The sequence below is a fragment of the Halopseudomonas pelagia CL-AP6 genome (genome assembly GCF_000410875.1).
Classification (GTDB): Bacteria; Pseudomonadota; Gammaproteobacteria; order Pseudomonadales; family Pseudomonadaceae; genus Halopseudomonas; species Halopseudomonas pelagia.
In genome coordinates this window covers 99,906-114,803 of the sequence record NZ_AROI01000005.1, presented here as the reverse complement: position 1 = coordinate 114,803, position 14,898 = coordinate 99,906, and the positions used below count along the sequence as shown (strand labels likewise).

Sequence of the window (14,898 nt, the reverse complement as noted above, 5' to 3'; positions counted from 1 at the left end):
AGCCAATTTCCTATCAGCATCCGACACTTACGGACGGTTTATGTTTTCCTACATTAAATAACAGTCCTTGTACAAGCGCAAATAGCTAAAACAAAAAAAATGCGCTTATAATGCAGACTGTTAACCCGTTCTCATTGCACCACACAGCTAACCAATTCATTTGTCAGGGAATTTGCCTGTCCCTTATGCGCTTTCTAAAAATTTTATTCTGGTCCATTCTCGCTCTGATAAGCGCCCCCATCATGGGCCTCAGCGCTATCGCGCTCTATTTAAGCCCCAGCTTGCCGGACGTCGAGACCCTTCGCGACGTGCAATTACAGACCCCATTGCGGATATATAGCACAGATAGCAAATTGATAGCAGAATTCGGTGAAATGCGCCGTATACCTATTAGTTACGACCAAGTGCCGGAAAACTTTATTAATGCCATCCTGGCCGCCGAGGACGATAACTTCCTCAACCACCACGGCGTAGACCCGATGAGCCTTATGCGGGCGGTATCCGAACTGGTTCAAACCGGCAGTATTCAAACCGGTGGCAGCACTATCACCATGCAGGTCGCAAAAAATTATTTCCTGACCAGCGACCGGGTTTTTTCGCGCAAGCTGAATGAAATACTGCTGGCCCTGCAAATTGAACGCAGCCTGAGCAAGCGCGAGATTTTTGAACTCTACGTTAACAAGATCTACCTCGGCAACAGAGCTTACGGAATTGAAGCGGCAGCGCAAGTTTACTACGGCACCTCGATTGACCAGCTCCCGCTGTCTGATCTAGCGATGATTGCCGGCCTGCCAAAGGCGCCGTCCCGATACAACCCTATCTCCAACCCGGAGCGAACCCTGCTACGCCGTGACTGGATTCTTGGCCGCATGCTGAGCCTGGGATTCATTGACCAGGACGAGTACGACCTGGCTGTAGCCAACCCCATCACCGCGACCAACCATGGTTCCAACCCTGAACTGGAAGCACCTTATGTAGCCGAAATGGCGCGTCTGGAGATGCTAAGCAAATTCGGCGAGGATGCTTATATCAACGGCTATCACGTATATACCACCGTCGATAGCAAGCTACAGACGCTAGCCAATACCTCGCTGCGCGGTGGCCTGATGAGCTACGATCAGCGTCATGGCTATCGCGGCCCGGAAGCTCAGCATCCCGATAGCAACCCTGCAGACTGGCCCGACCTGTTGCGCAGCTATCGAGGCATGGGGGGCTTGCTGCCCGCTATCGTCACCAGCGTTGGAACAGACAAGGTGACCATCCAACTGCGCGGCGGCGCCATGGGTGAGATCAGCTGGGACGCCATGCGCTGGGCGCGCCCTTACCTCAACGCCAACAGCATGGGCCCAAATCCGCGTCAGCCCGCAGATGTGCTGGCGGTCGGCGATATCATTCGCGTAGTCGGTTTGGAAGATATCCAGTTTCGTCTTAGCCAAGTACCTACCGCACAGAGTGCTCTGGTTGCGCTGTCACCCCAAGATGGAAGCGTGCAGGCACTGATCGGCGGTTTTTCCTTCGTGCAGAGCAACTACAATCGCGTTACCCAGGCGCGCCGCCAACCCGGATCGAGCTTCAAGCCCTTCCTTTACGCTGCGGCGCTCGACAACGGCTATAGCCCGGCGAGCATGGTCAATGACGCCCCCCTGGTGTTCGTCGATGAGTATCTCGACTCCGCTTGGCGCCCACAGAATTCAGGCGGTGATTTTCTCGGCCCGATCCGACTCAGAGAGGCCCTGTATCGATCACGCAACCTGGTATCCATTCGTCTGATGCAGGACCTCGGCGTCGACAAGGCACTGAGCTATATAGAACACTTCGGTTTTAGCCGTGCTGATCTGCCACGTAATTTGTCCGCCTCGTTGGGCACCCCTGAACTGACACCGCTGCAAATAGCCCAGGGGTACACCACCATCGCCAATGGTGGCTATGCAGTTAAGCCCTATTTGATCGAACGTATCGAGGATCATCGCGGGCAGATTCTTGAGGTCTCTACTGCGGCAGTGACACCGGGCGCCAAGAAGATCCATGAGGAACGACTGGCGCGCTACGCCCAGGCCGCCAATTTTGCCGATCCGAACTTCAACCTTCCCGAACTGCCTGAGGCTGAGCAGGTCATCGACCCGCGCACCACCTACCAGCTCACCAGCATGCTGCAGGATGTGATCACCCGAGGCACAGCCTCGCGCGCACGGGAGCTGCAACGCGGAGATCTGGCGGGCAAGACCGGTACCACTAATGATCAGAAAGACGCCTGGTTCGCAGGCTACAACGGCGATTTTGTCACCATTTCCTGGGTCGGCTTTGACCAGCCCAGCACTTTGGGTCGGCGCGAATACGGCGGTACTGCCGCGCTACCGATCTGGATGGAATTCATGGCCGGGGCGCTGAAAGACCGGCCTGAACATAGCCAAGCAATGCCAGAGGGGCTGACGACGGTGCGGATTGACCCTGCGACCGGTCGTACCGCGCGCCCTGGCAGCTCAAATGGCTTTTTCGAAGTCTTCAAGGAAGAAGATGCACCACCGCCCTGGGACGAAATAGAAAGCGGCGCCTACCCGTCTGGCGGCAGCGACGCTATACCTCAAGGGCTGTTCTGAGCCAGGTGCATCACCTGCTGCCGTAACCAGAGGTTGACCGGATCCTGGTCAACCTCCTCATGCCAGTACATGCTCAAACCGATAGATGGCAAAGGTAGCGGCATCGGCAGCAATCGATTGCCCAGCGGCAGACTGACCAGCTCGGCATGCCGCCGGGACATGGTCAGCAACAGATCGCTCTGGGCGACCACCATGGCGGCCGCCTGATAATTCTGGCAACGCTGGACAATCCGTCGTTCAAGCCCAAGATGCCCCAATGCCAGATCTTCGAACGATAAACCCCGACGCCACGACGCCACCGCAATGTGTTCAGCCGCCAGATAGCGTTCGGCACTCAGGCTACCGCTAAAGTCCGGCCCGGCGACCACGCAAAGGGGTTCTGCAAGCAACTGCGTCTGCCTCAGCACGGGCTCGACTGGACGCGCAATCTGTATAGTCAGATCCACCCGCCCAGAGGCCATTTCCAGCTTCAGATCCTGCCAGCGGACGCCGGCCGTTTTCACCCGGCAGAACGGCGCGGCGCGTCGCAAGTGCAGTAACAACTCGGGCAAGAGCAACGGCTCCAGCTGCTCCGGCAAGTTCAGGGTAAACATCCGGCTATCGCGTTGCGGATCAAACGACTGCAGGCGACCCAGGCTTTGTTGCAACCGCTCCAGTCCATCGAGGATGTCCGGTGCCAGCCGCACGGCCAATGCGCTGGGCGAGACGCCGCGTCCGTCACGCACAAACAGCGGGTCATTGAAATGCGCGCGTAGCCGGGCCAGGGCATGGCTGACCGCGGACTGGCTGACATGCAAGACGGTAGCCGCACGGGTCAGGCTGCGCTCGCGGTAGATAACCTCAAAGGTCCGGAACAGATTGAGATCGATCCGTGAAAGGGCAGGACTGACATGTTCGTCGCTCATGAAACCTCAAGGATGCACAATGAACCAGCCATTTAAGCTGATTTATAACCCCATTGCATGAATTAGATTCATTATACCGAATGAATAATGATCGCTTCACCCAAACCCGTCATCGCCCTACCCTTGGCTGACAAAAAACAGCTAGCGGATGCCACCAGGAGTACTTCGATGGGCGACGACGTCACGCACGAGCAACACTATCTTCAGCAACTCCAGGCGCTGCAGCAACAGGCCTGGCCGGCCTCCAGCGCGCGCGAACCGGTATATCCGCTCGGCGAGAAACCGCTGACCGAGTACCTGCGACATTGGGCCCAGACCACGCCGGACAAACCCGCTGTACGGTTCTACGGCTATGACCTCAGCTACGCCGAACTGGATGATCTGAGCGACCGTTTTGCCGCGCTGTTGATCGAGCAGGAGGTACGCCCCGGCGACCGGGTTGCGGTGTTCATGCCCAATTGTCCGCAACTGCATATCGCCTTTTACGGCATCCTCAAGGCTGCCGCCATTCACGCCCCGGTCAGCCCGATGGCGATGCCGATGGAACTGAGCTACCAACTCAAGGACAGCGGCGCCAGCGTCATTATCTGCTTCGATCAGTTGCTACCAGTGTTTCGCGAGATTGGTGAGCAGACCCAAGTGCGGCTGGCAATCGCCACCAGCCTTTCGGAAATCTGCCCCAAAGAGCCGTCCATCCCGGCACCTGATCTGCTACGCACGCCCAAACTGCCGGTCATCGATTATATCGATATGCTGCCCTCGCTCAAAGGCATCCAGCCCGCCAATGAACTGCCCGCCCCTGCTCTAGACGATATCGCCGCGCTGAACTACACCGGCGGGACCACCGGCCTGCCAAAAGGCTGCATTCATACCCATGGCGACATGCTTTATACCTGCGCGAGCTTTGTCCCAGCCGCACTGGGTTTGGACACTGAGCGCGTCAGCCTGAACTTCATGCCGGAGTTCTGGATTGCTGGCGAGAACGCCGGGTTGTTATTCCCAGTGTTCACCGGCACCACGCTGGTGCTGCTGGCCCGCTGGGATGCCCTGACGTTCATGAGCGCGGTGCAGCATTACCGGGTCAACCACGCCGGTCTACTAGTCGACAGCGCGTCGGAAGTGCTCGACCATCCGCAGGTCAACGACTTCGATTTCAGCTCGCTGCAGATCACCAGCTGCGTGTCCTTTATCAAGAAGCTGACCCCGGAATACCGTCAGCGCTGGCGCCAGCTGACCGGCTGTACGCTGTTTGAAACCAGCTTTGGTATGACCGAAACCCACACCTGCGATACCTTTACCGCCGGCCTGCAGGACGACGACTTCGACCTCAAATCCGCGCCGACCTTTGTCGGCTTGCCAGTGCCAGGCACCGAGTTCAAGGTCTGCGACTTTGCCACCGGCGAGTTACTGCCATTGGGCAGCGAAGGCGAGCTCTGTGTGCGTTCACCATCGCTGCTCAAGGGTTACTGGAACAGGCCCGAGGCCAGCGCCGAAGCATTGCGTGACGGCTGGCTGCATACCGGCGATAGCGGCGTGATTACCGAGCAAGGCTTTATCCGCTACCTCGGCCGGCGCAAGGAAATGCTCAAGGTCAACGGCATGAGCGTGTTTCCCAGCGAGCTGGAAGCCATGCTCGGTCAGCATCCAGCCATTCTCGCGTCGGCGGTGATCGGCCGCCAGGACGACAAGCGCGGCGAGTGTCCGGTGGCCTTTGTAGTGAGTAAACCAGGCAGCGCCCTGGAGGCACAGGAGCTGGTCCACTGGTGCAAGCAGGCCATGGCTATTTACAAGGTACCGGAGGTGCGGCTGGTGGACTCTCTGCCCATGACCGCCACCGGAAAAGTGAAAAAGAACGAACTGCAAGGCTGGCTTTGATGACCTTCAAGAAAATACTGATCGCCAACCGCGGCGAAATTGCTATTCGCCTGGCCCGCGCCGCAGCCGAACTGGATATTCTCAGCGTCGCGGTTTTTGCTGAAGACGACGCTCAATCATTGCATGTGCGCAAGGCCGACCAGTCCGTCGCCTTGAGCGGGCGCGGCGCTAGCGCTTATCTAGATGCCGAGCAGTTGATCAAGCTGGCACTTGAATACCAGTGCGATGCGATTCATCCGGGTTACGGCTTTCTCAGCGAGAATGCCCGCTTCGCCAAGCTCTGCGATGCGGCCGACATCTGCTTTATCGGCCCGGCGGCAAAGGTGCTGGAGACCTTTGGCGACAAAGCCAGCGCACGCCGCCTGGCGCTTGAGCAGCAGGTACCGCTGGTGCAGGGCACCAATCAGGCGACCAGCCTGGAGCAGGCGCAGGCCTTTATGCAGGAGCTCGGGAGCGGTAGTGCCATCATGCTCAAGGCTCTGGCCGGGGGCGGTGGACGGGGCATGCGTGCGGTGTTGGATACAGCCGACCTGCAAGACGCCTTCGCCCGCTGCAGCTCCGAAGCCAAGGCCGCCTTCGGCAATGGCGATCTCTATGCCGAACGCTTGATCCGCCGAGCGCGACATATCGAAGTACAAATCATCGGTGATGGCCATCAGGTCAGTCACCTGTGGGAACGCGACTGCACCCTGCAGCGGCGCAACCAGAAGCTGCTGGAAATCGCCCCGGCGCCTGGGTTGGACCCGGCAATACGCCAGCGCATGCTCGACGCCGCGGTCAAGCTGGCCCGTGCAGTCGCCTATCGCGGGCTGTGCACCGTGGAGTTTCTGCTGGACGAGGACACCGGCGACTTCGTGTTTATGGAAGCCAACCCACGCATTCAGGTCGAGCATACCGTCACCGAGGCCATCACCGGCATCGACCTCGCGCAAACGCAAATACGCCTCGCAGCGGGTGCCACTCTCGACCAGCTACAACTCACCCAGGAGCAGATCCCCGCCGCCCAGGGCCACGCCGTACAACTGCGCATCAACCTGGAGAGCATGAGCAGCGACGGCAGCGCCAAGCCCGCAGGCGGCACGCTGGGCGCCTATGAACCGCCCAGCGGGCCTGGCGTGCGCGTTGATGGCTACGGTTACAGCGGCTACACCACCAGCCCGAGCTTTGACTCGCTGCTGGCCAAGTTGATCGTGCACGCCAACGCCGAGTATCCGGCAGTGCTGCGCCGCGCCTATCGCGCGCTCTGCGAATTCCGCCTGGAAGGTGTCAGCAGCAACCTGCATTTTTTGCAGAATCTGCTGACTCACCCGCAAGTGCAAAGCAATCAGGTGACCACAGGCTTTATTGAAAATCATGCTGCGGAACTGATCGCAGCGCGCCAAAGGGAAGAACGGGCTCACCCCCACCTGTATTTCCAGCACATCGGGCAAGCGCAGGCAGTGCAGACAACAGCGGTCGATGCGCCGCCCGGAACAGAACCGCTGAATGCGCCAGTCCAGGGAGTGTTGGTCAGCCTCGACGTGCAGCCCGGAGACAGCATTGCTGCGGGTCAGCAGGTGGCGGTAATGGAAGCCATGAAGATGGAGTTTGTGGTCAAGGCCGAGCGCAGCGGTATCGTCCGGGTGCTAACCTGCAGCCCGGGCGACAACCTGTTTGAAGGCAACCCGCTGCTGTTTCTCGAGCCCGCTGAAGTGCAAGGCGGCGATGCGCTAAATGAGGAACAGGTCGATATCGCGCATATCCGCGCCGATCTGGCTGAACTGCTTGAGCTGCACGCCAATCTGACTGACGAGCGCCGCCCCGACGCGGTGGCCAAGCGGCGCAAGACCGGACAGCGTAGCGCACGGGAAAACCTCGCCGATCTGCTCGACAACGGCAGCTTTATGGAATACGGCGGCCTCGCGCTGGCGGCTCAACGTACCCGCCGCAGCCACGAAGATCTGCTGAAGATGAGCCCGGCAGACGGGCTCATCACCGGCATCGGCACCGTCAACGCCGAGCTGTTCGGCGTCGAAACCGCGCGCTGCATGGCCATGAGTTACGACTACACGGTATTCGCCGGCACCCAGGGTGCGATGAACCACAAGAAAACCGACCGTATGCTCGAACTGGCCGAGCAGTGGCGGCTGCCGCTGGTGTTCTTCACCGAAGGCGGCGGCGGTAGGCCCGGCGATATCGATAAGGTCGGCGTGGCCGGACTCGACTGCACCACCTTTATGCGCATGGCCCGCCTGAGCGGTCAGGTACCCCTGGTTGGCGTGGTCTCCGGGCGCTGTTTTGCCGGCAACGCGGCTTTGCTCGGCTGCTGCGACGTAATCATTGCCACCGAGAATGCCACCGTTGGCATGGCCGGCCCGGCGATGATCGAGGGCGGCGGCCTGGGCAGCTATACGCCCGAGCAGGTTGGGCCGATGAGCATGCACGGACCCAATGGCGTGATCGATGTACTAGTCAAGGATGAAGCCGAAGCCACCCGGGTAGCCAAGCAATACCTGGCCTATTTCCAGGGTGATCTGCCAACTGGTGACAGCAAAGACCAGCGTCAGCTACGCCACCTGATTCCAGAAAACCGCCTGCGTGTCTACGACATCCGCCAGGTAATCGAGACGCTGGCTGACACCGGCTCGGTCCTGGAGCTGCGCCGGCAGTTCGCGCCGGGACTGATTACCGCGCTGATCCGTATCAACGGTAAGGTCTTCGGCCTGATCGCCAACAACCCGATGCATCTGGGCGGTGCCATTGATGCCGCGGCTGGCGACAAGGCAGCGCGCTTTATGCAGCTGTGCCAGGCGCATGGCTTGCCGATAGTATCGCTGTGCGACACGCCCGGCTTTATGGTCGGGCCGGATTCCGAACGCCAGGCGACCGTGCGCCATGTCTCGCGCATGTTCGTCACCGCCGCGAGCCTGAAAGTGCCGTTCTTCACCGTAGTGCTACGCAAGGGCTACGGCCTGGGTGCTCAGGCCATGGCGGCGGGCAGTTTTATGGCGCCCATGTTCACCATCGGCTGGCCCAGCAGCGAGTTTGGCGCTATGGGGCTGGAAGGCGCGGTCAGGCTGGGTTACGCCAAGGAGCTGGCAGCCATTGAGGATGAAGGTGAACGCCAGTTGCAGTTCGACAAGTGGGTGGCCGAACTCTATCGCCGCGGCAAGGGCGTGAGTATGGCCAGCTTCCTGGAAATTGACGCGGTGATCGACCCGATGGAAACCCGTGACTGGCTGCTACGTGGCCTAAGCTCCGCGCCACCGGAATCCCTGACCAAGGGCCTGCGACCTTTTGTGGACACCTGGTAGTCAGGCTTCGGACATCTGCAGCTGCAGCCGCTGAGCGTTTTCCAACGCCAGCGACTGATGGCTGACAATGACCAGAATACCCTGTGCTTGCCGGCGTAACAGCGTAACCAACACTTGCTCACGGGTGGCTGCATCCAACCCGGCAAAGGGCTCGTCCAGCAACAGCACCGGGCGCTGCGCCAGCAGCAGACGCGCCAGTGCAATGCGCCGCGCCTGCCCGCCTGAGACCTGTGCTCCGTACTCGCCCAGCGTGGTGCTGAGCTGCGCCGGCCGGCCGCGCACCCAATCCGCCAGAGCAACATCCTCCAGCACCTCCCAGAGCTGCTGCTCTGTCGCCTCTGGCTGGCCAAGACGCAGGTTTTCGGCCAACGTCATATCGAATATATCCAGCTGCTGCGGCAAATATCCAATCACTGAGCGCCATTGCCAATGCTCGTACGCTTCGCCGTTCAACAGTCGCTCACCGGTGAAAGGCAGTGGCTCACCGGCCAGCACATCAAGCAACGTTGACTTGCCGCAGCCGGATGGGCCACTCAGTAGCAGCACCTCACCAGCCCTCAGCTGCAGATCGACTCGCTGAGGACCACTCAAGGCGCCGCCGTGCCGGGCACTCAGATCTTTGAGGCTCAGGCTCGGCAGTTCCGTCAGAGGCGCAGCCCCTTCTTCGATCCGGCTTGCAGGTGAGCGGGTCAGTTGGTTGAGCCTGTCCCGCGCGGCCTGACTCAAACCCAGTGCAATAAAGCTCTGCGCCAGCGGCAACAGCACCTCTGTCAAACCCAACAGACCCAGCACCGCAGCCAACAGCAGGGGCAAGCTCAACTCGCCGGCTTGCACCAGTAAACCGCCTTGCCAGAGCAGCCCCAACAGACTTAGAGCCAGCCCCAGTTGCTGACCCGCAGCTATCAGACTGCCCAATTGCTGCTGACGCAAGCGCTGTTGATTGAAAACATGATCTTCGCTGTCAAACACCGCTTGCCGCACCGACCAGCGCTGCCACAACAGCAGCGGCGTCAGCAGCTGCAGGTTATCCAGCAACAGAATACGCCGCTGCTCGGCGAGACTGACGTCCGCTCGCGCCAGACGTGCCGCATGCCGGCCCGCCAGCAAGGGCAAGATTAACCAGGCCAGTAGCAAGCCCGGTAGTGCAGCCAACGACAGCACAGGCGCCAGCAGATAACAGCCGCCCAACAGCAGCAAGACCAATAGTGACGCCCAGAACCAGGGCGCGACCACGCGCAATGGGAAGAAATCGAGCAAATCAATATCCGCTACCAGGCGGTGCATAGTGCTGGTAGAACGCGTTAATGCAGCATGACCGCGCGCCGTCACGCGAGCGAACAAGCTGATGCGCAGATCCTTCAGCAACCCCAGCGCCGCATGGTGCGATGTAAGCCGCTCTGCGTAGCGCCCACTGGTGCGTACTATGGCGCACAGGCGGATCAGTGCCGCCGGACGAAAATAATCAAAGCCGTAAGCGGCTGTAGTTGCCAAACCGGCCAGGGCTGCCGCGCTGATGAACCAGCCAGATATTGCCAGCAAGGAAATGGCTGCGAACAGTGTGCAGGAGCCCAGAAACAACGCCAGATGCCACTCACCCAGCCGGCTGCGCAGCAGGCCTCGCAGACGCAGAGGCTGCGCTTGCCGGCTCATGCTGTTACCTGCATTGCGCTTGGCGTATCCAGATTGACTACTCTATCGGCCCAGTCCAATCCTTCCAGTTCATGACTGACCAACAGCAGGGTACGCCCGTGGCTAAGGCGCTCAAGCAGCCTGTTGATATGTGCTGCCGTTTGCGGGTCGAGATGCGCAGTCGGCTCGTCCAGCAACCAGACCGGAGTATCACGCAACAACAGCTGCGCCAGCGCCAGGCGGCTCAGTTGACCACCGGACAAGCCCAGCCCCCGCTCGCCCAGGGGCGTCTGCAGCTGCAGCGGCAATTGCCGGATCAGCGGCCAGAGTGCGACTTGATCCAGTACCGTCACCAGTTGCTCATCGCCCGCTTCAGGTGCCGCCAGGCGCAGATTCTCGGCCAGAGTGCCGTGCAGCAGTTGCGGCTGCTGCGCCAGATAACCCAGCTGTTGATGCCAGTCTGCGCGTCGTAACATCATCAGCGACTGCTGATTAATCCGTATCTCACCGCTGTAGGGCAGAAAGCCCAGCACCGCCTGCAGCAGGCTGGACTTACCACTGCCGCTGACGCCTCGCAGGACAACCCGCTCTCCGGCAGCCAACTGCAGAGTGAAAGGTGCCAGACGCTGGGCTATTTCCACCTGGTGAAACTCCAGTGCCGGCGCAGCAGCCAACTGCAATGGCCGCTCCCCCGGATGCTGCCAAACCTGCAATTCAAGCAGCGGCAGCAACTCGGACAGCGCCGCTTCAGCTTCCGCCTTGGCATGGTAGTCAGTGCCCAGTTGGCGCAGCGGGTTATAAAACTCCGGCGCCAGCAGCAGAATAAAGAGCGCGCCCTGATAAGCCACCGGAACGCTACCCTTGGCCCAAGGTAGAATCCCCAGCAAGCCCAGACCCAGGTAGAGCGCTACCAAAGCAATTGCCAGCGCAGAGAAGAATTCCAGTACGGCGCCAGACAAAAAGGCCATGCGCAATACCCGCATGGTACCGGCACGATAATGCTCTGCCGCCTGCGCCACCTCAGCCTCCGCTTGCGGCACCGCTTGCAGTTGCTGCAACGTCTTCAGACCGCGCAACAGATCCATAAAGCGGCCGCTCATACGCGCCAGGGCGACGAACTGCTTCTGGCTGGCAGCCGCCGCCGCCTTGCCTAGCAGAATCATGAACAGCGGCACCAGCGGCGCAGTCAGCAGCATCAGGGTCGCCGCCAGCGGGCTGTAGTAGAAAATACAGACCAGCAGCGTGAGCGGCACCAGCAGCACCAGATAGCGCTGCACGTGATACCGACTGATATAGCCGTCCAGCGCATCCACCTGCTCCAGCAAGCGGCTAGCAAGCACTGCATCAGCGCCCAATGCCTGCCGGCCCGGACCCAGCGCAGCCAACTGCGCCAGTAGCTGTTGGCGCAAGCCGGTGCGGGCCTGCACGCTGGCCTTCTGGCACAGCCGTTCACGGGCGTATTGCAGCAGCGGACGCAGCAACAGACAGATCAACAGCCAGGGCAGAAGTGCTAACAACAGGTTGAGGTTCAACGCAGCAGAGCCCTGCTGTTGCCAGTCGACCAGCCAATCGGAGAACAAGCGCGCAAGCAGCCAGCTCTGCCATACCAGCAACAAAGCGGCGACATAGGCCAGCAACAAGGCGTTATTCAAAAGCTGTTTGTGCGGCGCCAGCACCTGAGCAAGCCAGTACTGTACGCCGCCGGGGGTGGCCTCAGTCGGTCTGATCTTCTTCACCAACATAGCCATTGAGTTCCAACCACATCGCATTCACGATCGCGAAAGCAGCGGCCAGCGAGACACCAAGAATCCAGGTGAAATACCACATTGCGTTCTCCTTAATACAGGCTGTGAGAGTTGTCACGGATGTGCTGCTCGTTCAAGCGGCCGCGCATCACGAAGTAGCCCCAGGCGGTGTAGGCCAGAATCAGCGGCACAAACACACAGACCACTGCTAACATGATGTACAAGGTGGTTTCACTGGCAGTGGAATCCCACATGGTCAGACTGTGATTGGGTATCAGCGAAGACGGCATGACAAAGGGGAACATGCTCACACCAGTGGTTACCAGCACCATCGCCATCGCCAGCGCCGAGCTGACAAAGGCCGGTGCGTGCCAGCGCAAGCGGCTGAACAACGAACACAGCACGAAGCAGATAACCCCCAGCGCCGGCACCAGCCATAGCAGCGGTTGCTTGCCATAGTTGTTGAACCAGGCACCAGACACTACCTCTACCACCTTATCGGTGGTGCGGTTGCCGCCATTGGTATCAATCACACTGACCACCTGATAGCCGTCAATACCAAGCCACAGCCAGACACCGCCGAGTACAAAGAGCAGCGCACAGATCAGCGCCAGCAGGCTGGAAATACGCTCGCTGCGCGCCTTGATCTGCCCTTCACTCTTGAGCTGCAGGTAGGTTGCGCCATGGTTGACGAACATCAGCAGACTGAGCACCCCGGCCAGCAGCGCAAAGGGATTGAGCAGGCCCAACAGATTTCCGGTGTATTCCAGCCGCAACAAATTGTCGAACTGAAAAGGCACACCCAGCAGCAGGTTACCGAAGGCAACACCAAACACCAGCGCTGGCACCACAGAACCCAGCGTCAGCAGCCAGTCCCAGCGGCTGCGCCACTGTTCATTGTCGATCTTGGAGCGGTATTCCAGCGCCAGGGGTCGCAGGAACAGCGCAAACAGGGTCAACATCATGGCCAGGTAAAAACCACTGAACGCAGCAGCGTAGACCGTCGGCCAGGCCGCAAAGAGCGCACCGCCAGCGGTCACCAGCCAGACCTGATTGCCGTCCCAGTGCGGCGCAATGGCGTTGATCATCACCCGCCGCTCATCGTTGTTCTTGCCGACCACCTTGAGCAGCGCCGCCACCCCCATGTCGAACCCATCGGTAACCGCAAAGCCGATCAATAGCACACCAATCAGCAACCACCAGATAAACCGCAGCGCTTCATAATCCATGATCAGGCCTCCTGTGCAATGGTGGTTTCAAGGTCATAGCGACCGGTATGCAGGCTTGACGGCCCCTTGCGTGCGTACTTGGTCATCAACCACATTTCGATGACAACGAAGATGGTATAAAGCACCGCGATGGAAATCAGGGTGAACCAGATCTCGCCCGCAGCAAGATTGGATGCGGCCATGTGCGTCGGCAGAATCTCACCAATCGCCCAGGGCTGGCGGCCGTACTCGGCAACAAACCAGCCGGTCTCACTGGCAATCCACGGCAAGGGCAGACTGAACAGGGCAAACCTGAGCAGCCATCTTGGCTTGTCAACGGTGCGCCGAGCGCTGTGCCAGAAGGCGAAAGCAAACAGCACTAACATCAACACGCCGCAGCCCACCATGATGCGGAAAGCCCAGAATAGTGGCCAGACCTCGGGGATTGTAGCTTCCACAGTCAGCGCGATTTCTTCGGGCGTGGCATTGAGCACGTCATCGGTAAAACCACTCAAAAGCAAACCATAGCCGAGGTCATCACGCACCTCGTTGAACGCAGCAACAGTGGCCTCGGACTTGTCTCCGGCACGAATGCGTTGCATCAGGTCATAGGCTTCCTGCCCACGGATGATCCGCTGCAGGTTACCCTCCTTGATCTCACGCAGACCGGACACTTCCTCATCCAGAGAGCGGGTCGCTATCAGACCGAGTGCGGCGGGGATCTTGATGGCGTAATCAGTGTGTTGCGTTTCCTTATTGGGAAAGCCAATCAGGGTAAAAGCCGCCGGTGCCGGCTGGGTTTCCCACTCGGCCTCGATCGCCGCCAGCTTGACCTGCTGCACTTCGCCCAACTCATAACCGGATTCGTCACCCAGAATGATCACCGAAAGCACGCTGGCCAGACCAAAGGCCGAGGCAATCGCAAAGCTGCGCCGGGCAAAAGCCAGATCGCGTCCCTTGAGTAGATACCAGCTGGAAATCGCCAACACGAAGATGGAGCCCGTTACATAACCGGCTGACACCGTATGTACGAACTTGACCTGCGCCACCGGGTTAAGCAGCACTTCGGCGAAACTGGTCATTTCCATACGCATGGTTTCGATATTGAACTCGGAGCCGATTGGATACTGCATCCAACCGTTGGCGATCAATATCCACAACGCGGACAGGTTGGTTGCCAGCGCCATCAGCCAGGTGATTGTCAGGTGCTTCACCTTGCTCATACGCTCCCAGCCAAAAAAGAACAGACCAAACAACGTCGATTCAAGGAAGAAAGCCATCAGGGCTTCAATGGCTAGCGGCGCGCCGAAAATATCGCCAACGTAATGTGAGTAATATGACCAGTTGGTACCGAACTGAAACTCCATCGCCAGGCCGGTGGTCACGCCCAGAGCGAAGTTGATACCGAACAGCTTGCCCCAGAACTGGGTCATGTCACGGTAAATTTGCTTGCCGGTCATCACGTAGACCGACTCCATGATCGCCAGCAAAACCGACAAACCCAGAGTCAGTGGTACGAATAGAAAGTGAACCATTGCCGTGAAGGCAAACTGCATGCGGGAGAGCTCTACAATGTCCATCTGCGTACTCCGCTCGGAGGATGGTGAAACGCGGGTCATTCGAATCAACTACGCGGCAGGGGCCAT

The 14,898-nt window shown here is 59.5% G+C and carries 9 protein-coding genes; 3 read left to right on the top strand and 6 right to left on the bottom strand.

Going from position 1 to position 14,898, the window contains the following annotated elements:
• Positions 1 to 185: 185 nt before the first annotated feature.
• The gene (locus tag K787_RS22120; RefSeq protein ID WP_052185309.1) at positions 186 to 2,597 is read left to right on the top strand and encodes a penicillin-binding protein 1A; all 2,412 of its coding nucleotides are present in this window, start codon (positions 186 to 188) and stop codon (positions 2,595 to 2,597) included.
• On the opposite strand, the gene K787_RS0104180 is transcribed toward K787_RS22120, so the two are convergent.
• The gene (locus tag K787_RS0104180; RefSeq protein ID WP_022961537.1) at positions 2,582 to 3,502 is read right to left on the bottom strand and encodes a LysR family transcriptional regulator; all 921 of its coding nucleotides are present in this window, start codon (positions 3,500 to 3,502) and stop codon (positions 2,582 to 2,584) included. The genes K787_RS22120 and K787_RS0104180 overlap by 16 nt on opposite strands.
• A gap of 168 nt (positions 3,503 to 3,670) precedes the next feature.
• On the opposite strand from K787_RS0104180, the gene K787_RS0104175 reads away from it, so the two are divergent.
• Both K787_RS0104175 and K787_RS0104170 read left to right on the top strand, forming a co-directional pair.
• Positions 3,671 to 5,377, top strand: a complete 1,707-nt coding sequence (locus K787_RS0104175) for an AMP-binding protein (protein WP_022961536.1) — start codon at positions 3,671 to 3,673, stop codon at positions 5,375 to 5,377.
• On the top strand, positions 5,377 to 8,670 hold the full coding sequence (locus tag K787_RS0104170) for a carboxyl transferase domain-containing protein (protein WP_022961535.1): 3,294 nt from the start codon (positions 5,377 to 5,379) through the stop codon (positions 8,668 to 8,670). The genes K787_RS0104175 and K787_RS0104170 overlap by 1 nt, the downstream gene beginning before the upstream one ends.
• Here the strand turns inward: K787_RS0104170 and cydC are convergent, their stop codons facing one another.
• The 5 genes from cydC to K787_RS0104145 are packed head-to-tail and all read right to left on the bottom strand — an operon-like array spanning position 8,671 to position 14,832.
• On the bottom strand, positions 8,671 to 10,320 hold the full coding sequence (gene cydC / locus K787_RS22115; protein ID WP_022961534.1) for a thiol reductant ABC exporter subunit CydC: 1,650 nt from the start codon (positions 10,318 to 10,320) through the stop codon (positions 8,671 to 8,673).
• Entirely contained in the window at positions 10,317 to 12,035 is a 1,719-nt protein-coding gene (gene cydD / locus K787_RS0104160; protein WP_022961533.1) for a thiol reductant ABC exporter subunit CydD, read from the bottom strand. Before cydD ends, cydC begins: the two co-directional genes overlap by 4 nt.
• Complete coding sequence (gene cydX, locus K787_RS24230; RefSeq protein WP_022961532.1) at positions 12,013 to 12,126, bottom strand: cytochrome bd-I oxidase subunit CydX; 114 nt, start codon at positions 12,124 to 12,126, stop codon at positions 12,013 to 12,015. The genes cydD and cydX overlap by 23 nt, the downstream gene beginning before the upstream one ends.
• A gap of 10 nt (positions 12,127 to 12,136) precedes the next feature.
• Entirely contained in the window at positions 12,137 to 13,276 is a 1,140-nt protein-coding gene (gene cydB, locus K787_RS0104150) for a cytochrome d ubiquinol oxidase subunit II (protein ID WP_028614569.1), read from the bottom strand.
• Positions 13,276 to 14,832: a cytochrome ubiquinol oxidase subunit I gene (locus K787_RS0104145; protein ID WP_022961530.1), complete on the bottom strand. Its 1,557-nt coding sequence runs from the start codon at positions 14,830 to 14,832 to the stop codon at positions 13,276 to 13,278. Before K787_RS0104145 ends, cydB begins: the two co-directional genes overlap by 1 nt.
• Positions 14,833 to 14,898 lie beyond the last annotated feature (66 nt).

Bases quoted from the DNA above. Each gene is read 5' to 3' on its own strand.
- K787_RS0104145 (WP_022961530.1), bottom strand. From the start codon at position 14,832: ATGGACATTGTAGAGCTCTCCCGCATGCAGTTTGCCTTCACGGCAATG.
- K787_RS0104180 (WP_022961537.1), bottom strand. From the start codon at position 3,502: ATGAGCGACGAACATGTCAGTCCTGCCCTTTCACGGATCGATCTCAAT.
- K787_RS0104175 (WP_022961536.1), top strand. From the start codon at position 3,671: ATGGGCGACGACGTCACGCACGAGCAACACTATCTTCAGCAACTCCAG.
- K787_RS22120 (WP_052185309.1), top strand. From the start codon at position 186: ATGCGCTTTCTAAAAATTTTATTCTGGTCCATTCTCGCTCTGATAAGC.
- K787_RS0104170 (WP_022961535.1), top strand. From the start codon at position 5,377: ATGACCTTCAAGAAAATACTGATCGCCAACCGCGGCGAAATTGCTATT.
- cydX (WP_022961532.1), bottom strand. From the start codon at position 12,126: ATGTGGTATTTCACCTGGATTCTTGGTGTCTCGCTGGCCGCTGCTTTC.
- cydC (WP_022961534.1), bottom strand. From the start codon at position 10,320: ATGAGCCGGCAAGCGCAGCCTCTGCGTCTGCGAGGCCTGCTGCGCAGC.